Consider the following 21,336-nt stretch of genomic DNA (forward strand, 5'->3'; position numbering starts at 1 on the left):
TCAAGACGAACGTGATCGACGACAAAATATCCCAGATCATCGAGATGGCGACGCTGGTGACGTTTATTATCTCGACCTACCTGATCGTAATGCGCTACCCGACACCTATTGCAATTTCCGATCGCCTGCGTCGCGACTGACCGCCGTGCATCTGATTTCGCTACTACTGCGTGTGCTAACGTTTGAAATCAGGGGGAGCCAGCTTGCTGGCGATCCCCTGGATTGAATTGTTAGGCCGGGGCTAACCTGCGCGGTTGAGGATTTTTTATTTTTTCATTGGTTTTGTTGCGCTTCAAAGAATTTATGTTATTTAACGAAGAGCAAAACTTTGTTTCCCATGCATTGTGCAAAGTTTGGCATTGATTTGTCGTCAATGCCACCAACACTTCCGTCGTCCATGCAGGAGCTAAAGTCTTCTCCTTGCATTTTAATTTTTATGCATTCATTGATGCTGCCAGCCGCTGCGCAGCTTAGCCTTGAAGCGGCATAGTCTTTACATACGGATTTTGCATGGCATGTAATTTTTAAAAATTCAGAGCTCTCCATCTTGTGCTCTTTGGCCAATTTGTTTTGTTGATTGTTGGGGCCAAAGACAGCAACAACTGCCCCTATAGAGAGCAATATAAAAAATGTAACTGAGAATATATTTTCTGCTAATTTTAAATGCTTTTTACGTAACTCTGCTGTTCAGAAGTTTCCCCAGCGTGTTCAGCTTCGTCGGCATGGTGTCCAACGTAATTTAGATGACATGGATTTGCCGGATAAAAAGTGGCATGGCGGATCCGTTAACTGCATTACAGCATAAAGACGAAGAAAAGCTGCGTCTACTGGGCATGGTCCTTCCTTATCGGCGTTCTGCGCCCTCACGGGGCGGTGATGACGGAGGTATAATTCCGACGCGTTCAAACCCGCGAGGTGTCGCTTGCGCATTTTAGTTTTTCAGCATCTGGACATCGAACATCCGGGCATCTTTCTCGAGTTCCTGAAGGAGGATGGCGTTCATTGGGACACGGTGGAGTTGGACGAGGGCGATCCGATCCCGCCGCTTGAGGGATACGACGCGCTCTGGGTCATGGGCGGGCCGATGGATGTCTGGGAGGAAGATCTGCATCCGTGGCTGAAGCCGGAGAAACGGGCCATCCGCGAGGCCGTGCTGGAGCACCGCATGCCGTATCTGGGCATTTGTCTCGGTCACCAGTTGCTTGCCGACGCGCTGGGCGGCAAGGTCGGCAAAATGCCGCAGCCAGAAGTCGGCGTGATGAAAATCAAATACGCCGATGCCGCCGCCGCGGATCCGCTGTTTGCGGGCATGGCCTCGCCTGCCACCTGTCTACAATGGCACGGCGCCGCCGTGCTGCAACCGCCGGCCGGGGCCGTGGTGCTGGCGCACTCGCCGCTCTGCGCTGTGCAGGCCATGCGGGTCAACGATCATGCCTATGGCGTGCAATATCACTTGGAGATCACCGCCCGGACGGTGTCGGAGTGGTCCTCGATATCGGCCTATGAAGATGCGTTGGTGAAGAGCATGGGTCCGGGGGCGGGCGAGCGCCTGGCCGCGCAGACCATGCAGGCCCTGCCACAGTTGAACAGGGACGCGCGCCAGGTGTATGAGCGATTCATGGTCCTGGCGCGGAAGCGGCAGGCATGAATTCAGCGCGCCAAAACCTGGTCACGCTGTTGAGCCTCTTGGTGGCGATCCTGGCCCTGGCCTACTCGGCGTGGCGGCAGGGGGTGAACGAGCACAATCACAATATGCGGGACGCAGCATTCCGCACCCTGACCGAGCTCAACGAGTTGCAATTGCTGGCCGACTACGCGCATTACGAGAAGGACACCGAACGCGGCAATCCCATCAATGGCTGGGCGCGGGTGGGACTGATCAACGACTTGAGCATGCTCCAGCCGGCGACGGTGCAGGTGGCGGCGGCCAATCTCAAAACCGTCTGGGGCCGTGAGTGGCCGGCATTGCGCGACAGCGAGGAAAGCAACCGGCAAGTGACCGCCGCGGTGCAGGCGATGCGCGAGAGCGTGCTCGCCGTACTTCAACAGTTGCATTAACGAATGGCAGCGGAGGCGGCGAGCACACTCTCCCGCCGTATTGCAGCGGCAGCCATGCTGACGTTGCTGCTCGTTTCGGCGGCTGCCGCGCAGGAAATCGGCGGACGGGCGGAGCCACCAAAATCTGCACGTACGCAAAGTAGCGCCGCTGTCGAGGCCCTGGCGCGCATCGGGCAGACGGTGCAGGCCGGCGGGGCGGACACCCAGCGCGATTTCGCCCGCATCGCGCTTGAGGAAATGATCAGCGCCTACCAAAACGAGGCGCAGCAGGCGCTGGCCCAGCCTCCCGAGCCCCCGAAACGCAGCCGGAGCCCGCGCGTCAACCAGCCCAAAAGCCCGGCGGAGATGGCGCGCTGGGCGGCGCGTACCAGCGCCTACGCCGAGTGGTTGGGCCGCTTGCTGGAAGGGCTGAATGCGGCGGCCGACGACGTGCGGGTGTTGGCGGAGGGCAGGCGTACGCTGCGCCTGCTGATCGGCGCGACTTCCGTGGTGGTCAGCGGACCGCGCATCAATGAGCCACAGTTGCTGGCAGCGCCCATCGTGCGGCGCGCCTGTCTGGAAATGTCGATCTGTGACGTGCAGGAGGGCGAAGTCGGGGAAGAAACATTTCCGATCGGCGCCGGCGAGTGGAGCTTCACTCAGGATCAGGGCGCCGTGTTGCAGATCAAGCCCGGCCTGCGTTTTGTTTTCCCGGACGCAGTGCGGCTGGCCGATCGCCAGAAACGCTGTCTGGCATTGGCGCAGGCCCTGAAATCGCTGGCGCGGGAGCTCAAGGATCGCTGGCTGTTTGACGCGCGCATGGAACTTGACGATCTGGCCGTGCTGGAAGGCGGCGGAGACCACGTGGAGATTTATCTGGGCGCGGAGAGTGGCGCCCTGCCGGTGGAGTCGCCCTTGTTGCAGACTCGGCCCCAACTGTTGCGCGAAGCGCTGCCATGGTTGCGCGGCGAGATCGTGGATGTTTATGTCGAGGCGGAACTGCACCCACCCGCTGAATGGTAGTCTGAATAAGTCCATCCTGGACTTTTCAGAGATCGGGAAACAAAAAATGTGGTTTTTGTTTCCCTCCCGTTGCTGAGCAACGCCAGCACATCCCTGTGCCGGGGTCCACTACTGACATTCTCAGAGACTTCTATGGCGAGCACCAGACGTGAACGGAGGGCGGCTGGGATTTGCTGATCAGCACGGCGTAGCCGGTGTTGATCAATTCCATGCCGAGATCCACACCTTCCGGGGTTCTCAACTGGCCGCTGAACCAGGCGATTTCCTTGTGCACCCTGGAAATCACCACGGTTTTGCCGATCAGGCTGCGGGTGTAATCAAGGGCCTCCTGCGCCAGCAATTGCTCACCCTCGCACAGGCCGGTGAGCCGCGGGGACTCGATATTGTCGAGACGGAACTCCACAAGGCGCGTCACATCCGGCCACACGGACACCTCCAGGCGGAGCACGCCGGGGGCGATGATGTCGATGACGGTGGCTTGATAGGGACCGTAGGCCAGCATCAATACCAGCAGGGACACCATGCCGTCAGGTCAGTGTAAGAATCCAACCGTGCGTAGAATATGACGCTTGAGATGCCAGTGAGATGGGCCTAATAGCCGGACTGTTGGGGTGTCGTGGTATCAGCGGGCGGCGACGTGGCATCTGCGGGCGGCGCTGTATTATTGCCGGAAGTATCTCCGTTATCCGCAGGGGGCGCAGGAGGCGTACCCGTATCACCGGCAGGCGCGGGCGCCCCGCCTTCTGCAGCGGTCTTGGGGGCGGACCCGTTTTTCGAAGGATAGCCCGCCTTGTCGAGGGCACTATCCAGCGCCCCCTGGTTGTAGCCGGTCAGAACATCCTTGTCCACGCTGACCACGGGCACGGTAAGGGTGGTGCCGCCAATCAAGGCCTTGAGTTCATCCTGGACCTTGATGTCATTGGAGGCGTCCTTCTCGGTGAAAGGCACGCCACGCTTCTGTAACTGGGTCCGCACCAAATCGCAGGCGTCGCACTTGGGGGCGGTGTAGAGCAGCACCGGGTGCTTGGCGGCGATCTCCTTGACGTCCACCTGCTGCGGCTCGCCTACGCCGCCGGCCTTGCCGGGCAGTTTCTTCTCGCCTTTTTTGGCGGTACCCGGCGGGCAACTTTCCCGGAAGGAGCTGTTGCCCTGGGCGTCGATGCATTCGACCACGATGACCGCGCCGGCGGGCACGGCATAGAACAGCATGCCCAGGCACAGCCAGAGGGGAAGGGCGGCGGGTGACAGGGATGGCTTGGTCGTGTGCATGTGTGCAGTCCCGTGAGGTGGTGGACGTTATCGAGTTAAGAGCAGGCGTTTGGGGTTCGGTTCGGCACAGAAGTATAGAACTCATATCAAAAATCGTCACGCGCGCGTGTTTTGCCGCTCCACGGCGCGGCGCCGTGCGGCGGCGCACCAGATGACGCGATGCGATTGTTACAAGTCCGGGATTAACGCTGAAGGGCTGCACAGTTATACTATATATGTGACATCAAACGGCCTGCGAAAGGGATGGTCCGGCCCATGAGGGCCGTGCCGCGGGGAAACGGGTTTAGGCGCGCGAAAGTGGCGGAATTGGTAGACGCGCTGGATTTAGGTTCCAGTGGGGCAACCCGTGAGAGTTCGAGTCTCTCCTTTCGCACCATACGGCCCGATCCTGAGCGTCCGGGGCGGGTGGTTCCTCCGCACCCGGCGGTTCCCATACACTGATGCATTGCGATTTTCTACAATTAAATATTGAGAGGCGAAGTCATGCAGGTATCCGTAAACAATAGCGGCCCCTTGGAGCGGCGGGTGACCGTACAGGTCCCCGAGGAGCAGATCCACAGTCAGATGAAGGAGCGGCTGCAGGCCATCTCTCGTTCGGCGCGCATCAATGGGTTCCGCCCCGGCCGGGCGCCGTTGCAGGTGGTGGAAAAGCGATTCTCCGGTCAGGTGCGGCAGGAGGTGGTCGGCGAAATGCTGCGCAAGACCTTTGCCGATGCCGTCGAGCAGGAAAAACTGCGCCCAGCCGGCCGGCCCGTGTTCGATCCGGTGAAGAGCGATCCCGGGGAGGGGTTGTCTTATACCGCCACCTTCGAGGTTTACCCGGAGGTCACTCTCAGTCCGGTGCAGGAATTGAAAATCCGGCGCCCGGTCTGCGCCATCGGCGCCGACGACGTGGACAGGATGATCGAAATATTGCGCCGCCAGCGACGTACCTGGCGCCCGGTCACGCGTCCCGCCGCCAAGGGCGATCGGGTGACGATTGATTTCAAGGCCACGGTGGACGGACACTCCTATAGCGGCGGCGATGCGGAGGACTTCCCGGTCGAGCTGGGCGCCGGCCTTTTCATCGCCAGCCTGGAGGAAGGCCTGATCGGCAGGACGCCGGGAGACCACACCCTGGACGTGAAGTTTCCGGCTAACTATCACCGCGCCGAGCTCTCCGGCAAAGAGGCCCGTTTCGAAGTCAAGATCAAGGAAATCTCCGAGGCGGTGCTGCCGGAGCTGGATGACGCCTTTTACGCCCTGTTTGGCGTCAAGGAAGGCGGCATGGAGGCATTCCGCGCCGAGGTGCAGCGCAATATGGAACGCGAGCGCAACAACGCCAGCCGCAATCTGACCAAGCAGAATGTAATGGACGCGCTGCTGGCCGCCAATCACGTCGAGCTGCCGAAGTCGCTGGTGGACGGCGAGGCCGAGCGGCTGCTGCACGAGATGCGGCACAACCTGCAATCGCAAGGCGTGCCGCACGAACACACCCAGGCGATGAAGCCGGAGGCGTTCCGCGATCAGGCCGTGCGCCGGGTGACGCTGGGCCTGCTCATCGGCGAGATTATCCAGAAGAACAGCCTGCGTGCCGAGGAGTCCAAGGTGCGCGCGGCCGTGGAGTCCATCGCCGCGGGTTATGACGAGCCGGCGGCGGTGGTGAAATGGTATTACGAGGATCCGCAACGCCTGAGCGACATCCAGATCGCCGTGCTGGAGGATCAGGCGGTGGAATGGGTGTTGAGTCAGGCGCGGGTGGAGACCCAGCAGGTCGCGTTTGACGATCTGATGAAACCGAGGCAGACTGCAAAAGAGAAACCAGCCGCATGAGGACCGATAAACCTGTCGAAATGAGCGCCATGGACACACGCGGTTTGAACCTCGTGCCGATCGTCGTCGAGCAAACGGCGCGCGGTGAGCGGGCCTACGATATCTATTCGCGCCTGCTCAAGGAACGGGTGGTGTTCTTGGTGGGGCCGGTCGAGGACTACGTCGCGAACCTGGTGGTGGCGCAGCTGCTGTTCCTGGAATCCGAAAATCCGGACAAGGACATCCACCTCTACATCAATTCACCCGGCGGCTCGGTATCGGCCGGTCTGGCCATCTACGACACCATGCAGTTCATCAAGCCGGACGTCAGCACCATGTGCGTGGGCATGGCGGCCAGCATGGGGGCGCTGCTGCTCGCCGGCGGCGCCAAGGGCAAGCGCTTCTGCCTGCCGCATTCGCGCATCATGATCCATCAGCCGCTCGGCGGCTTCCAGGGGCAGGCCACCGACGTTGAGATCCACGCCCGCGAGATTTTGAAGGCGCGGGAACATTTGAATCTAATCCTGTCGAAACATACAGGCCAGCCCATCGAGCGGATCGCTCAGGACACCGAGCGCGACCATTTCCTGGGGGCCGAGGAGGCCCAGGCCTTCGGTCTGATCGATGCAGTGCTGGCCGAACGGGCGGCCGCGGCGGATAAATGATCGAGTCGGGCGGAAACGGATGCGCGATCACAGCGAGGTGAGACATGAGTGAGGGCAGGCCCACCAAGGGCGACGGCGATCGGCTGCTGTACTGTTCCTTTTGCGGCAAAAGCCAGCATGAGGTGCGCAAGCTCATCGCCGGGCCTTCAGTGTTCATCTGCGATGAGTGCGTCGAGCTGTGCAACGACATCATCCGCGAAGAGATCCAGGACAAGGCCGGCGGCCTGGGGCACCGCCTGCCGGTGCCGCACGAGATCCGCAAGACGCTGGACGAGTACGTCATCGGCCAGGACATGGCCAAGAAGATACTGGCCGTGGCGGTCTACAACCACTACAAACGGCTGGAGACGCGCACCAAGCAAGGCGACGTCGAGCTGGCCAAGAGCAACATTCTGCTGATCGGCCCGACCGGCAGCGGCAAGACGCTGCTGGCCGAAACCCTGGCGCGCCTGCTCAACGTCCCGTTTACCATCGCCGACGCCACCACGCTGACCGAGGCGGGCTACGTCGGTGAGGACGTCGAGAACATCATCCAGAAGCTCTTGCAGAAATGCGACTACGACGTCGAGAAGGCACAGACCGGCATCGTCTACATCGACGAGATCGACAAGATTTCGCGCAAATCGGACAATCCGTCCATCACCCGAGACGTGTCGGGCGAGGGCGTGCAACAGGCCCTGCTCAAGCTGATCGAGGGCACCATCGCCTCGGTGCCGCCGCAGGGCGGCCGCAAGCATCCGCAGCAGGAATTCCTGCAGGTCAATACCTCCAACATCCTGTTCATCTGCGGGGGGGCGTTCTCGGGTTTGGAGAAGATCATCCAGAACCGCACCGAGAAGAGCGGCATTGGCTTTTCCGCCGAAGTACGCAGTCAGACCGATCGCAAGCTGCAAAACCAGCTGTTGCATCAGGTGGAGCCGGAGGATTTGATCAAATACGGTCTGATCCCCGAGTTCGTCGGCCGGTTGCCGGTGCTGGCGGTGCTCGACGAGCTCGAAGAGGGTCAGCTGGTGCAGATCCTGACCGAGCCGCGCAATGCCATCACCAAGCAGTATTCCAAGCTGTTTGAGATGGAAGGCTGCGAATTGCTGTTCCGCGAGGCGGCGTTGCGCGCCGTGGCGCGCCGGGCGGTGGAGCGTAAGACCGGCGCCCGCGGCCTGCGCTCGATTCTGGAGCATGTGCTGCTCGACACCATGTACGAGCTGCCTTCGCTGGAGAACGTCGCCAAGGTGGTGGTCGATGACGCCGCCATCGCCGGCGAATCCAAGCCGCTGATCCTCTACGAGGGGGCGGAGCGCCCCAAAGAGGCCGCCTCTGACTAGAGGCCCTGGCGCTGTCAGCCTCATGGGAGGCTTGAATACGGGTGCGGGCGCCCCCATCTGGCCTTTAATATCTGCCGCCGCGTCGGCGGCGGTCTGATCCCCGGGATACTTGAGGAATGACGGTCATGACGGAAACCATAGCAGGCGTACCGGTGCTGCCGTTGCGGGATGTGGTGGTTTATCCGCATATGGTGATTCCGCTCTTTGTGGGGCGGGAAAAGTCCGTCAAGGCGCTCGACATGGCCATGGAGGGCAACAAGCAGATCCTGCTGGTGGCGCAAAAAACCGCCGCCGAGGACAATCCGGGCGCGCAGGACATCTATTCGGTAGGAACCCTCTCCACCATCCTGCAATTGCTGAAACTGCCGGACGGCACCATCAAGGTGCTGGTCGAGGGCACCGCCCGCGCCCGCATTACGCAGTACAACGCCACTGCGGATATCTTTACCGCCGAGGTCAGCGTGCTGCAGTCCGGTGATATCGATGAGCGCGAGGCGGAGGTGCTGACGCGATCGGCGATGTCGCAATTCGACCAGTACGTCAAGCTGAACCGCAAGATTCCCCCGGAGATCATCTCTTCGTTGTCCTCGATTGACGAGCCTTCGCGGCTGGCCGATACCATCGCCGCCCATCTGTCCGTCAAGATCCCCGAGAAGCAGAAAATCCTGGAAATCGTGGACGTCCGTGAGCGGCTGACACATCTGGTGGCGCTGCTGGAGGGAGAGATCGATCTGTTGCAGGTCGAGAAACGGCTGCGCGGGCGGGTGAAGAAGCAGATGGAAAAGAGCCAGCGCGAGTATTACCTGAACGAGCAGATGAAGGCCATTCAGAGTGAACTCGGCGAGATGGAAAACGGCGGCAATGAGTTTGACGAGTTGCAAAAGCGCATCGACAAGGCGGGGATGAGCACCGAGGCCAGGAAAAAGGCCAATGCCGAGCTCAAAAAGCTGCGCATGATGTCGCCGATGTCGGCCGAGGCCACGGTGGTGCGCAATTACCTCGACTGGATGCTGAACGTGCCGTGGAAGAAGCGCAGCCGGCTGAGCCACGACCTGACGCGCGCGCGTCAGGTGCTGGAGGAGGATCACTACGGTCTGGAGAAGGTCAAGGAGCGCATTCTGGAGTACCTGGCCGTCCAGCAACGGGTGCAGAAGATCAAGGGCCCGGTGCTGTGCCTGGTCGGGCCGCCGGGCGTGGGCAAGACCTCGCTCGGCAAATCCATCGCGCGCGCGACCGGACGCACATTCGTCCGCATGTCACTGGGCGGCGTGCGCGACGAGGCCGAGATTCGCGGCCATCGGCGCACCTATGTCGGTTCGCTGCCGGGCAAGATCCTGCAAAACATGGCCAAGACGGGCAACCGCAACCCGCTGTTCCTGCTGGATGAAGTGGACAAGATGGCCATGGATTTCCGCGGCGATCCCGCCGCCGCGCTGCTGGAGGTGCTGGATCCAGAGCAGAACCATACCTTCAACGATCACTACCTGGAGGTGGATTACGACCTCTCCGAGGTGATGTTCGTGACCACGGCCAACAGCCTGAACATCCCGCCCGCCCTGCTGGATCGCATGGAGGTCATCCGTCTGCCCGGTTACACCGAGGAGGAAAAGATCAATATCGCCCGCAAGTACCTCATCCCCAAGCAGATGAAAAACAACGGGCTGAAGGCCGGTGAACTGTCGCTGACCACACCGGCGGTGCAGGAAATCATACGTGTCTATACGCGCGAGGCCGGGGTGCGCAATCTGGAGCGCGAGATCGCCAACATCTGCCGCAAGGTGGTCAAACAGGTGCTGCTCAAACCCGCGCCCAGCAAGGATGAAGGCAAGGGGGTGACGATCACGCCCAAAAGTCTGGAGAAATATCTGGGGGTCAAGAAATTCCGCTTCGGGCTCGCTGAGGAGCAGGACCGCGTCGGCCAGGTGACCGGGCTGGCGTGGACCGAGGTCGGCGGCGATTTGCTGACCATCGAGGTGGGTGTCATTCCCGGCAAGGGCCGGGAGACTTATACCGGACGGCTGGGCGATGTGATGCAGGAATCCATCAAGGCGGCCATGACGGTGGTGCGCAGCCGCGCCGCCACCCTGGGCATCGATCCCGATTTCTATCGCAAGCGCGACGTGCATTTCCACGTGCCGGAGGGGGCCACGCCCAAGGATGGTCCCAGTGCCGGCGTCGGCATGTGCACCGCCCTGGTGTCGGCACTGACCGGCATCCCGGCGCGCGCCAATGTCGCCATGACCGGCGAGATCACGCTGCGCGGCGAGGTGCTGCCCATCGGCGGTTTGAAGGAAAAGTTGCTCGCGGCGTTGCGCGGCGGCATCAAGACCGTGTTGATACCGGTTGAAAATCAACGCGATCTCGCGGAGATTCCGAAAAACATACAACAACACCTCGATATCCGGCCGGTGCGCTGGATTGAAGAGGTTCTGCAGGTGGCCTTGCAACGACTGCCGGCGCCGGTTGCGGCGGACGCCGCGAAAGCGGCCGTACCCACGCAGGACAAGTCGCCGGAGAACGACGCCGTCCGCGCACACTAAAATTGCAGATTGGAAATAAATCACAAAATCACGCGCACGTTGCTTGACGCCTTTACAGGCGCTTGGTATAAATCTTCGCGCGAGGATCAGTGCCCCGTTCGACAAAAAATTTTTCCGCGACACAGGCCCGCGAAACAGAGCAAGACATCCGGCGTTCCAACATCTTTCTGAAGGGGAAGAAATACAATGAACAAAGCAGAACTCATCGATAAAGTTGCAGAGGCGGCAGATATTTCCAAGGCCACGGCCGCGCGCGCCGTGGATGCCGTGACGGACAGCATCGCCAAGGAATTGAAAAAAGGCCAGGTGGTGACCCTGGTCGGATTTGGCACTTTCACCGTGCGCAAACGCGCAGCCCGCATGGGCCGCAACCCCCGCACCGGTGAGGCCATCAAGATCAAGGCCTCCAAATCACCGGGCTTCAAGGCTGGCAAGGCCCTCAAGGATGCCGTAAACTAAAACGTTCTCCTTGGGGTGCTTAGCTCAGCTGGGAGAGCGTCGCCCTTACAAGGCGAAGGTCGGGGGTTCGAACCCCTCAGCACCCACCAGCGAAATCCAAGGACAAGCCGGAGCGGTAGTTCAGCTGGTTAGAATACCGGCCTGTCACGCCGGGGGTCGCGGGTTCGAGTCCCGTCCGCTCCGCCATTATTTGGAACGAAGGCGCACCCGCACACGGGTGCGCCTTTTTTGTTGCCGGCGGTGCGGTTGCGGAGGGTGACGAGCAAATGATATTAAGGGTGCGGACGCATGTTACAGAACATACGTGATCGGGCGCAGGGCTGGTTTGCGGCAGTGCTGTTCGGTTTTCTGGTGCTGACCTTCGCCGTCTGGGGCATCAACTTCTATCTGCGCGCGGAAGGCGAGGTGGTGGTCGCGAAAGTGAACGGCCAGGACATCAAGCTCAAGCAGTTCGAGCGTTATTACTACGACTACCGCCAGCACTTGCAGGCCACCCAGGGCGGCAACGCCAGGGTGAATGAGATGGATCCCGCGCAATTGCGTCCCCAAGCGCTGCAACAGATGATTGAGAGTGAATTGCTCAAGCAGGCGGCCAGCAACGCCCATCTGCACGTGGGGGACGAACAGCTGGCCCTGGCCATCAGGCAGATGGCGGTCTTCCAGCGTGACAGCCGTTTCGCCAACGATATGTATCAACAGCGTCTGCGTGATCTGGGCCTGAGCACCACCGGTTTCGAGGAGCAGATGCGCAGTGATTTGGTCATGGGGCAGTTGCAACAGGGGCTGGCGGCCACCGAGTTCGTCACCCAGAGCGAACTCAACGGCGTGATGGCCCTGAAGACCCAGAAGCGCGACCTGATCTACACGATGTTGACGACTGAAGATGTCAGGAAAGCCATCGTGCCGACGGACGCCGAACTGGAGGCTTACTACAAGGCGCATGGCGATCACTATATGAAACCGGAGACGGTCCGGATCGCCTACATCGATCTGGATGCGGAGGAACTCGCCAAGGCGGTGGCCGTGGATGAGACGCAACTCAAGGAGTATTACGAGGCTCACAAGGTCAGCTACACCACGCCGGAGCAACGCAGTGTCAGCCATTTGACGCTGCATCTCGCCAGGGATGCCAAGCCCGAAGAGATCGAGGCCGCGCGCGAAAAGGCGCAAGCCCTGCTGGCCGAGGCCAGGGCCGGGAAGTCGTTCGAGGACATCGCCGCCGCCCATGAGAAGGATCCCGGCTTCAAGGGCGAGGGTGGCAAGACCGGGTTTTTCCGCCGCGGCGTGATGGGCAAGGAATATGATGAGATCGCTTTCAAACTCAAGCCGGGTGAACTGGGTGGCCCGGTGCGCGTCGATGCGGGTTTCCAGATTTTGCGGCTCGATGAAATCAAGCCCGAGTTGGCGCGTTCTTTTGACGAGGCCCGGGCGGATGTGGAGAAGGCCTATCGCCAGGAACAGGCGGAGAAGAAGTACTATGAACTTGCGGACCAGCTCTCCACGCTGACCTATGAGAACGCCGATTCGCTGGCGCCCGCCGCCAAGGCGTTGGGTTTGACGGTGCAGGAAAGCGGCGCATTGACGCGGAATCCCCAGCCGGATCAGCGCGGCGTACTGGCCAATCCCAAGGTGCTGGAGGCCGCGTTCAGCCCGGAGGTATTGCGTGAAGGGTTGAACAGCAAGGCCATTGAAATACTAACCACCCACAGCGTGGTGCTACGTGTGGTGGAGCATCAGCCGGCGGCGCCCAGGCCGCTTTCCGAGGTGCGCCAGGAGGTGACGGAGGCGATGATCGACGACATTGCCAGGCACAAGGTGATGGAACGCGGCCAGGCGTTGCTGGGGCGGCTGAACGAGGGCGAGGATCGCAATGCCATGGCGAAGAGTGAGAACCTGAAATGGACGGAGGTCAAGGGTGCGGGCCGTGTCGATCCCGACGTCAACCGCGCCGTGGCGCGCGCCGCTTTCAAACTGGCGCCGCCCGCGGCCGGCCAGACCGCGTACACCGGCGTTGAACTGGGCACCGGCGAATATGCCGTCGTCGGGGTGAGCGGGGTTGAGGAGGGCAATGCCGACAAGGTCCCGGAGACAGATCGCAAGCAGACCCGGTTGCAATTGCTCGATGTCCTGGCCCAACAGGACTGGAAGGATTACGTCGCCGCGCTGAAGGCGCGCGCCAAGGTGCAGACTTACCCTGACAAGCTATAACTCGCCCATGCCGATGATGTTATAACCGGCGTCCACATAGGTGATCTCGCCGGTGATGCCGGAGGCGAGATCGGAACACAGGAAGGCGGCGGCATTGCCGACCTCTTCGATGGTGACGTTGCGGCGCAACGGCGCGCACTTCTCCACATGCTCGAGAAATTTGCGCATATCCTTGATGCCGGAGGCGGCCAGCGTGCGGATCGGTCCCGCGGAGACGGCATTCACGCGTATGCCCTCCGGCCCCAGCGTGTGCGCCATGTAGCGCACGCTGGCCTCAAGGCTCGCCTTGGCCAGGCCCATCACGTTGTAACTCGGCATGGCGCGCACCGCGCCGAGATAAGTCAGCGTCAGCATGGCCGCCCTGCGCCCGCGCATGAGCGGACGCAGCGCCTGGCCCAGGGCCGAGAAGCTGTAGGAACTGATCTCATGCGCGATGCGGAATCCGTCTCTGTTTACTGAATCCAGGTAATGACCCTCCAGCAATTCGCGGGGGGCATGGGCCAGCGAGTGCACCAGAATGTCGAGTTGTCCCCATTGCTGCTGCAATTGCCCGGCGACGTTCCTGATTTCCTCATCGCTGCCGACTTCGCACGGCAGGCAGATTGAAGAACCCAATTGCGCGGCGAATTCCTCCACGCGTTCCTTGAAACGGTCGTTCTGATAGGTGAAGGCGAGCAGGGCGCCTTCGCGATGCATGGCCTGGGCGATGCCCCAGGCGATGGACTTGTTGCTGGCCAGTCCGGTGATGAGCGCGCGTTTATCCTGCAGGAATCCCATGATTCATCATCCTCTTTGACGCGGGGAGGCAAGTTTACAGTGTCAGCTCGCAGTTTAGTAAGTCCTTGTCGCGGAATCTCCGACTTCGTCCGAGGTTCCTTTATAATCTCCGCGTGGGCAAGGCATTGTTTCCTGCGTTTTTGCGGTGGTCACTGGCCGGCATCTGTCTCGGGCTCACGCTGGGGATCGGCGGGTGTGGTGACGCGCCGTGGAATGATCCGTATCCCGCCGCCGACAGCCACAAGAACATCTACTACGATTCCTTCGCCGAGCGCCCCAAACATCTGGATCCGGCGTTGTCCTACGTCGAAAACGAAGCGGAGTTTCTGGCGCAAATCTACGAGCCGCCGCTGCAATATCATTTCCTGAAGCGGCCCTACCAGTTGGAGCCGTTGACGCTGACCGGGATGCCGCATCCGCAATACCGCGATGCTCATGACGCGCCGCTGCCTGATGATGCGCCGGTCGGTGCGATCGCCACCACGGTCTATCGTTTCCACCTGCGTCCCGGGATCATGTATCAGCCCCATCCCGCCTTTGCCCGCGATGCCTCGGGACATTACCGCTACCAGTCGTTGACGCCCGCGGATCTGGACGGCGTGCATACGCTGGCCGATTTTCCGGAGACCGGCACGCGCGAATTGGTGGCCGACGACTATGTCTATCAGATCAAACGGCTGGTCCATCCGGCGATGCCGTCGCCCATCGCCGCCCTGATGAGCCAGTACATCGTCGATCTCAAGACGCTGGGCGAACGCATGGCCGCCGATTACCAGGCCGCCAAGTCGGGCCGGCCGGCCGCAGCACCGTTTTTTGATTTGCGCAAATATGATTTTGCCGGTGCGCGGGCGATTGACCGCTACACCTGGGAGATCACCATCCACGGCAAGTATCCGCAGTTCCTCTTCTGGCAGGCGATGACGTTCTTCGTGCCGGTGCCGTGGGAGGCGGACAGGTTTTATTCGCAGCCGGGCATGGCCGAGCGCAATCTGACGCTGGACTGGTTCCCCGTCGGCACCGGTCCCTACATGTTGACGGAGAACAATCCCAACCGGCGCATGGTGCTGGATCACAATCCGAATTTCCGCGGCGAGGTCTATCCGTCCGAGGGCGAACCGGGCGACGCCGCCGCCGGTCTGCTCAAGGACGCCGGCAAGCGCATCCCGTTCGTGGAGCGCGCGGTGTACAGCCTGGAGCCGGAGCAGATCCCCTACTGGAGCAAGTTTCTACAGGGTTACTACGATACCTCCGGCATCGGCTCGGATAATTTCGATCAGGCGATACAGTTCACGGGGCGCGGCGACGTGGTGCTGACCGAGGAGATGCAGGCGCGCGGTCTGGAATTGCTGACCGCGGTCAGCGCTTCCATCTCCTACATCGGCTTCAACATGAAGGATCCGGTGGTCGGTGGTGATGGCGAACGCGCGCGCCGGTTGCGGCGGGCCATCGCCATCGCGGTCGATTTCGAGGAGTACATCAACATCTTCGCCAACGGGCGCGGCGTGCCCGCCCAGGGACCGTTGCCGCCGGGCCTGTTCGGCTACCGCGACGGCGAGGCCGGGATCAATCATTATGTTTACGATTGGGTGGACGGCCGGCCACGCCGCAAACCGCTGGCTGAGGCGAAACGGCTTCTTGCGGAGGCCGGCTACGCCAACGGCATCGATGTAGAGACCGGCCAGCCGCTGGTGCTTTACTTTGATACGACCGCCATCGGTCCCGGCGCCAAGGCCGTGGTCGACTGGTGGCGCAAGCAGTTCGCCAAGCTCAACATCCAGCTCGTGATCCGCGATTCGGATTTCAACCGCTTTCAGGAAAAGGTGCGCAAGGGCACGGCGCAGATTTTTCAATGGGGCTGGAACGCGGACTATCCTGATCCGGAGAATTTTTTCTTTTTGCTGGACGGCCCCAACGGCAAGGTGGATCACGAGGGGGAAAACACCGCCAACTATGTCAACCCGGAATTCGATCGCCTGTTTGACCGCATGAAAAACATGGACAACGGTGCGGAACGCCAGGCCCTGATCGATCAAATGACCGAAATCGTGCGCCGCGACGAGCCCTGGCTGTGGGGCATGCACCCCGTCGGCTTCAGCCTGCATCATGCCTGGTATTACAACGCCAAGCCGAACCTGATGGCGCGCAACACGCTCAAGTACAAGCGCATCGACCCCGAATTGCGCGCGCGACGCCGGGCGGAGTGGAACCGGCCTGTGTTATGGCCCGTGTTCGCGTTGGCGCTGATTTTTGTCATCAGCATCCTGCCCGCGGCGCGGGCCTACCGCCGCAAACAGCGGGCCACGGCCCTGGAGCAGACTGCCGCATGATCGCCTACATCCTGCGCCGATGCGGCTATGCCGTGCCCATCCTGATCGGCATCAATCTGCTGACCTTCTGGCTGTTTTTTTTCGTCAACAGTCCGGACGACATGGCGCGCATGCAGCTCGGCACCAAACACGTGACGCAGGAGGCGGTCGATCAATGGAAACGGGAGCGCGGTTACGATCGCCCGTTGCTGTGGAACCAGGAACAGACGGGGATGCGCCGGTTCACCGACACCATTTTCTACGAAAAATCGCTGCGCCTGTTCGTATTCGATTTCGGAATTTCGGACAGCGACAACCGCGACATCGGCTACGACATCCGCCAGCGCATGGGGCCGAGCCTCGCCATCCAGGTGCCCGGGCTGCTGGCGGGGCTGGCGGTGGATCTTTCGCTGGCGCTGCTGGTGGTGTTTTTCCGCGGCACCTACATCGATTTCTGGGCGGTGGTTTTATGCGTGGTGCTGATCTCCATCTCCGGCCTGTTTTACATCATCACCGGCCAGTTCCTGGCCGGCAAGCTGCTGCGCTGGGTGCCCATTTCCGGCTTCGGCACCGGCTGGGTGAATATCAAATTCATCATTCTGCCGGTGCTGATCGGCGTGATCGCGGGGATCGGCTCCGGGGTGCGCATCAACCGCACCTTTTTCCTCGAGGAGATGGGGCGGGATTTCGTCCGCACCGCCCGCGCCAAGGGTTTGCGCGAGCAGCAGGTCATGATCAAGCACGTGCTGCGCAACGCATTGATCCCGATCCTGACCGGCGTGGTGGTGGTGCTGCCCTCGCTGTTTCTCGGCAGCCTCATCACCGAATCCTTCTTCGGCATTCCGGGGCTCGGCAGCTACACCATCAATGCCATCGGCTCGCAGGATTTCGCCATCGTCCGCGCGATGGTGTTTCTGGGCTCGGTGCTCTACATCCTGGGCCTGCTGCTGACCGACATCTCCTACACTCTGGTCGATCCGCGCATCCGGTTGAATTAGCGCATGAGCGCCTGGCCCGCCGGAATGGGAAAGCCCGTCGTGTTGTGGACGGACGGATTGCTGTTCCTGCTGATGGGCATCGTGCTGTTGTTCGTCCTGTATGCGCGCCGCCAGGAGCATCTGCGCGAGCCCTGGCGGCAGGTGGCGCACAGCCGCGTGGCGATGGCCGCCGCGGTCGTGCTGGCAGTATACGCCATTGTCGCGGTGCTGGACTCGCTGCATTTCCATCCGGCGATCAAGACCGCCAATGGAGCCGCCACTTCACCGGCCATCGTCAGCGTGCTCGACGTGCTGCTGTGGCCGCTGCGCGAACGGACCGAGACCACTTATTCGGCGCCCTTTGCCACGCATGCCTATACCAAGGAGATGGTGCAGCAGGCCGATGGCTCGCGCACACGCGCCTACCCGCGACTGCGGTACGGGGGTGCGCATCTGGCCGATCCCGATCGTGACGAGACGGCGGATATTCTCCGGACCACCGTCATCGCCGTGATCGAGGCGGGTGCCGCGTGTACCCTGGTGATCGGCGGCGCGCTGATTTTCGTTGCCCGCCGCCGCCGGCTGTCCGCCGGTGTGCTGCTGCGGAGGATGCTCGCCGGGCGAAACGGCGTGCCATGGAACGTGGTGCTGGGGACGGCCTGTCTCATCGTCACGATTGTTTTCGTGGCAGCGCATCTGGGCGGACGGTATCATGTCTTCGGCACCGACAAGGTGGGACAGGACGTGTTTTATCAGGCCTTGAAGAGCATACGCACGGGACTGCTGATCGGCACCTTGACGACGCTGGTAATGCTGCCGTTCGCCATCCTGCTTGGCGTGATGGCGGGCTATTTCCGCGGCTGGGTGGATGACGTCATCCAGTATCTCTATACCACGTTGAACTCCGTGCCCGGCGTGCTGCTGATCGCCGCCGCCGTACTGATGTTGCAGGTCTACATGGCCAATCATGCCGATAGCTTCACCAGCATCGAGCAGCGCTCCGACCTGCGCCTGCTGTTCCTCTGCATCATCCTCGGCATCACCAGCTGGACCGGACTCTGCCGGTTGCTGCGCGGCGAGGCCTTGAAGCTGCGGGAGGCGGACTTCGTGCAGGCGGCGCGGTCCCTGGGCGTGGGACATTTTGTCCTGCTGGCCCGGCACATCGTTCCCAACGTGATGCACATCGTCATGATTACCGTGGTGCTGGACTTCAGCGGCCTGGTGCTGGCCGAGGCGGTGCTGTCCTACATCAACATCGGCGTGGACCCGGCCATGCACAGCTGGGGCAACATGATCAACGGCGCGCGCCTGGAGATGGCGCGGGATCCGGTGGTGTGGTGGTCACTCGCCGCCGCTTTCTGTTTCATGTTCGTGCTGGTGCTGGCGGCGAACCTTTTTGCCGACGTGGTGCGCGACGCCTTCGATCCGCGCCTGCGCGTGGGGGGGCGGGGGACATGACGGCGCCGCTGCTCGAAGTCGAGGGACTACGGGTGCATCTGGGCGATCCTGCGCAGCCGGTGCGCGCGGTCGAGGGGGTCGATTTCACGCTGCAACGGGGCGAGATCTTCGTCCTGCTCGGCGAATCCGGCTGCGGCAAGTCCATGACGGCGTTCTCGCTCCTTCGCCTGCTGCCGCCCTCCGGGCGCTTCGTCGCCGGCAGCGTTCGTCTGGGCGGGCGGGACCTGCTGCAGTTGCCGGAGCGCGCCATGCGCGCGGTGCGAGGTCGGCGCATTGCCATGATATTCCAGGAGCCGCAGACGGCGCTCAATCCGGTGATGACCGTCGGTGCGCAGATCGACGAGGTGCTGCATTGCCACCGGCAGTTGCGCGGTGCCTTGGCGCGGCGGCGGGCGGTGGAATTGCTGGCCGAGGTCGGCATCCCCGATCCGGAGCGGCGCTACGGTGAGTATCCGCATCAACTTTCCGGCGGCATGAAGCAGCGGGTGCTGATCGCCATGGCCCTGGCCGGTGAACCGGATCTGCTGATTGCTGACGAGCCGACCACCGCGCTGGACGTCACCATCCAGGCGCAGGTGCTGGAAGTATTGCGGCGTCTGAAACAGAAAACCGGCATGACCATCCTGCTCATCACGCATGACCTGGGCGTGGTCGCGGAGATGGCGGATCGCGTGGCGGTCATGTACGCCGGCCATATCGTCGAGCAGGCGGAACGCGCCACCTTTTTCCGCAGCCCGGCGCATCCCTACACCCGCCGGTTGTTCGATTCGGTGCCCACCATCGACAAGCGCGCCGGACGTCTGGCGGTCATTGCCGGCACCGTGCCGCCGCTGACGCAGGTGTTCACCGGCTGCCGCTTTGAGTCGCGTTGTGAACTGCGCCTTGATGTTTGCGCGCGGGTGCAGCCGCAATGGTGGGCGGGGCAGGGTACGCAACGGGTGCGTTGCCACCTGTTCGATCCGGAAACCGCCGTGGGCAAGCCCGGCATTCAGGCGGCCCCGCCGCCGCCTGCCGCTGCGCCAGCGATCCCGCCGTCCTCCGCTCAGACGCCGCTGCTGTCGGTGCATGATCTGAAAATTCATTTCCCCATACACAGCGGCTTGTTCCGCCGCACGGTGGGCCATGTGTATGCCGTCGACGGCGTATCGCTCGACATCGCAAAGGGCAGTACGCTGGCACTGGTGGGGGAATCCGGCTGCGGCAAGACCACGGCGGGCAAGGCCATCGTCCAGTTGCTGCCGTTGACGGCGGGCCGGGTACGTTTTCAGGGACAGGAGCTGACGCAAATCGATGCCCGCCGATTGCGGCGCCTGCGCGCCGACATCCAGTTCATCTTCCAGGATCCCTATGCCGCCATGAACCCGCGCATGATGGTCGGCGACATCGTGGCCGAGGGCATGGTGGCGCAGGGCATCGGCGCGAACCGGCGGGAGCGCATGCAGCGGGTGGATGAATTGCTGCAACAGGTGGGATTGCCGCCCGAGATCAAGTCCCGGTATCCGCACGAGTTCTCCGGCGGCCAGCGCCAGCGCATCTGCATCGCCCGCGCGCTGGCGGTGAATCCCAAGCTCATCATCTGCGATGAGCCCACCAGCGCGCTGGACGTCTCCGTGCAGGCGCAGATCCTGAATCTCTTGAAGGACCTCCAGGACCGCCACGGCCTGAGCTATCTCTTCATCACCCACAATCTGGCGGTGGTGGAGTATCTGGCCCATCACGTGGCGGTGATGTATCTGGGGCGCATCGTCGAGCACGGCACGGTGGAGGACGTGCTCAAACGCCCGCAGCATCCTTACACCCGCGCGCTGCTTTCTGCTGTGCCGCAGATCGACGCGCGCACGAAACGTGAGGTCATCCGTCTGGCCGGTGAGTTGCCCTCGCCATCCTCGCCGCCGCGCGGCTGTCACTTCCATCCGCGTTGTCCGCAGGTGATGCCGCAATGCCGCGCGGCCTATCCGGCGAAGGTCGCCGTCAGCGACACGCATTCAGTGCGTTGCCTGCTGTACGGGCCTGGGCAACCCCAGGTGGAGCATCATGACGCGCCGCCGCCGAAGTAAGGCCGCGTCGCGGCGGGCCCGGCCCACCCTGCGGGTGCTGCTTGGCGCGGTCATTGCCATCGGCCCAGGCAAGGCCGATCTGCTGGAGGCCATCGCCGCGACCGGCTCCATCTCCGCGGCCGCCAAGCGCATGGGCATGAGCTATCGCCGCGCCTGGATGCTGGTGGACACCATGAACCGCTGTTTCAGCGCACCGTTGGTGGCGGCGGCCACCGGCGGGCGGCGCGGCGGCGGTGCGCAGGTCACGCCAGAAGGATTGGACGTCCTGCGTCGCTACCGGGCCATGGAAACGCGGGCGATGGTGGCCATCCGACCGGATTTGTCGCGATTCATCGGACTGCTGCGGCCCCGTCCCGGACGTTGACATCACAGGCCCGCATCATACGGGTTGCCGCGGCGGCTTACGTTATATACCATTATATATAACGATACGCCTCAAGGAGCAGA

At 62.0% G+C, this 21,336-nt stretch carries 18 protein-coding genes and 3 tRNA genes; 17 read left to right on the forward strand and 4 right to left on the reverse strand.

Going from position 1 to position 21,336, the window contains the following annotated elements; translation table 11 throughout:
- Nucleotides 1–306 precede the first annotated feature (306 nt).
- Nucleotides 307–564 carry a hypothetical protein gene (locus VMH34_03300; GenBank protein ID HTT07800.1) on the reverse strand — a complete coding sequence of 86 codons (258 nt, stop codon included), beginning with the start codon at nt 562–564 and terminating at the stop codon, nt 307–309.
- A gap of 358 nt (nt 565–922) precedes the next feature.
- Here VMH34_03300 and VMH34_03305 point away from each other — a divergent pair, with 358 nt between their 5' ends.
- From VMH34_03305 to VMH34_03315, 3 genes are read left to right on the forward strand one after another with little or no spacing between them, the layout of a single operon-like run.
- Nucleotides 923–1,648, forward strand: coding sequence for a type 1 glutamine amidotransferase (locus VMH34_03305; protein ID HTT07801.1), 726 nt, complete (start codon nt 923–925; stop codon nt 1,646–1,648).
- A complete protein-coding gene (locus tag VMH34_03310; GenBank protein ID HTT07802.1) occupies nt 1,645–2,058 on the forward strand; it encodes a hypothetical protein in 414 nt (137 codons plus the stop codon). Before VMH34_03305 ends, VMH34_03310 begins: the two co-directional genes overlap by 4 nt.
- A 54-nt stretch (nt 2,059–2,112) precedes the next feature.
- Nucleotides 2,113–3,060, forward strand: a complete 948-nt coding sequence (locus VMH34_03315; protein HTT07803.1) for a hypothetical protein — start codon at nt 2,113–2,115, stop codon at nt 3,058–3,060.
- A 130-nt stretch (nt 3,061–3,190) separates the two neighbouring features.
- Here VMH34_03315 and VMH34_03320 read toward each other — a convergent pair whose 3' ends face one another.
- Both VMH34_03320 and VMH34_03325 read right to left on the reverse strand, forming a co-directional pair.
- Nucleotides 3,191–3,583, reverse strand: coding sequence for a hypothetical protein (locus tag VMH34_03320; GenBank protein HTT07804.1), 393 nt, complete (start codon nt 3,581–3,583; stop codon nt 3,191–3,193).
- Nucleotides 3,584–3,651: 68 nt separating this feature from the next.
- Complete coding sequence (locus VMH34_03325) at nt 3,652–4,329, reverse strand: glutaredoxin family protein (protein ID HTT07805.1); 678 nt, start codon at nt 4,327–4,329, stop codon at nt 3,652–3,654.
- Nucleotides 4,330–4,620: 291 nt separating this feature from the next.
- Between VMH34_03325 and VMH34_03330 the strand changes: the two genes are divergently transcribed.
- The 9 genes from VMH34_03330 (at nt 4,621) to VMH34_03370 (ending at nt 13,314) form a co-directional block, all read left to right on the forward strand.
- A tRNA-Leu gene (locus tag VMH34_03330) sits at nt 4,621–4,705 on the forward strand.
- Nucleotides 4,706–4,812: 107 nt separating this feature from the next.
- Nucleotides 4,813–6,141 carry a trigger factor gene (gene tig, locus VMH34_03335; protein ID HTT07806.1) on the forward strand — a complete coding sequence of 443 codons (1,329 nt, stop codon included), beginning with the start codon at nt 4,813–4,815 and terminating at the stop codon, nt 6,139–6,141.
- A 20-nt stretch (nt 6,142–6,161) separates the two neighbouring features.
- Nucleotides 6,162–6,785 (forward strand): ATP-dependent Clp endopeptidase proteolytic subunit ClpP, encoded by a 624-nt coding sequence (gene clpP / locus VMH34_03340; protein HTT07807.1) that lies wholly within the window; start codon nt 6,162–6,164, stop codon nt 6,783–6,785.
- A 44-nt stretch (nt 6,786–6,829) separates the two neighbouring features.
- Nucleotides 6,830–8,107 carry an ATP-dependent Clp protease ATP-binding subunit ClpX gene (gene clpX / locus VMH34_03345; GenBank protein HTT07808.1) on the forward strand — a complete coding sequence of 426 codons (1,278 nt, stop codon included), beginning with the start codon at nt 6,830–6,832 and terminating at the stop codon, nt 8,105–8,107.
- A gap of 125 nt (nt 8,108–8,232) precedes the next feature.
- Nucleotides 8,233–10,647 (forward strand): endopeptidase La, encoded by a 2,415-nt coding sequence (gene lon, locus VMH34_03350; protein ID HTT07809.1) that lies wholly within the window; start codon nt 8,233–8,235, stop codon nt 10,645–10,647.
- 186 nt (nt 10,648–10,833) lie between these two features.
- Nucleotides 10,834–11,106 carry an HU family DNA-binding protein gene (locus tag VMH34_03355; protein HTT07810.1) on the forward strand — a complete coding sequence of 91 codons (273 nt, stop codon included), beginning with the start codon at nt 10,834–10,836 and terminating at the stop codon, nt 11,104–11,106.
- Between the two features lie 13 nt (nt 11,107–11,119).
- Nucleotides 11,120–11,195 (forward strand) — tRNA-Val (locus tag VMH34_03360).
- A gap of 20 nt (nt 11,196–11,215) precedes the next feature.
- Nucleotides 11,216–11,292 (forward strand) — tRNA-Asp (locus tag VMH34_03365).
- A 102-nt stretch (nt 11,293–11,394) separates the two neighbouring features.
- Nucleotides 11,395–13,314: a SurA N-terminal domain-containing protein gene (locus tag VMH34_03370; GenBank protein ID HTT07811.1), complete on the forward strand. Its 1,920-nt coding sequence runs from the start codon at nt 11,395–11,397 to the stop codon at nt 13,312–13,314.
- On the opposite strand, the gene VMH34_03375 is transcribed toward VMH34_03370, so the two are convergent.
- Complete coding sequence (locus VMH34_03375; protein HTT07812.1) at nt 13,309–14,091, reverse strand: enoyl-ACP reductase; 783 nt, start codon at nt 14,089–14,091, stop codon at nt 13,309–13,311. The two genes, VMH34_03370 and VMH34_03375, sit on opposite strands and share 6 nt — an antisense overlap.
- A gap of 152 nt (nt 14,092–14,243) precedes the next feature.
- Between VMH34_03375 and VMH34_03380 the strand changes: the two genes are divergently transcribed.
- Genes VMH34_03380 through VMH34_03400 form a run of 5 tightly spaced genes read left to right on the forward strand, consistent with a single transcriptional unit; the run spans nt 14,244 to nt 21,253 of the window.
- The gene (locus VMH34_03380; GenBank protein HTT07813.1) at nt 14,244–16,418 is read left to right on the forward strand and encodes an ABC transporter substrate-binding protein; all 2,175 of its coding nucleotides are present in this window, start codon (nt 14,244–14,246) and stop codon (nt 16,416–16,418) included.
- Nucleotides 16,415–17,395 (forward strand): ABC transporter permease, encoded by a 981-nt coding sequence (locus VMH34_03385; GenBank protein ID HTT07814.1) that lies wholly within the window; start codon nt 16,415–16,417, stop codon nt 17,393–17,395. Before VMH34_03380 ends, VMH34_03385 begins: the two co-directional genes overlap by 4 nt.
- A 3-nt stretch (nt 17,396–17,398) precedes the next feature.
- Nucleotides 17,399–18,832, forward strand: a complete 1,434-nt coding sequence (locus tag VMH34_03390; protein HTT07815.1) for an ABC transporter permease — start codon at nt 17,399–17,401, stop codon at nt 18,830–18,832.
- A complete protein-coding gene (locus tag VMH34_03395) occupies nt 18,829–20,889 on the forward strand; it encodes an ABC transporter ATP-binding protein (protein HTT07816.1) in 2,061 nt (686 codons plus the stop codon). The genes VMH34_03390 and VMH34_03395 overlap by 4 nt, the downstream gene beginning before the upstream one ends.
- Nucleotides 20,867–21,253 (forward strand): LysR family transcriptional regulator, encoded by a 387-nt coding sequence (locus VMH34_03400; protein HTT07817.1) that lies wholly within the window; start codon nt 20,867–20,869, stop codon nt 21,251–21,253. The genes VMH34_03395 and VMH34_03400 overlap by 23 nt, the downstream gene beginning before the upstream one ends.
- The last annotated feature ends 83 nt before the right edge of the window (nt 21,254–21,336 follow it).

Source organism: Gammaproteobacteria bacterium, from assembly GCA_035501935.1.
Taxonomy (GTDB): domain Bacteria; phylum Pseudomonadota; class Gammaproteobacteria; order JAJPIJ01; family JAJPIJ01; genus JAJPIJ01.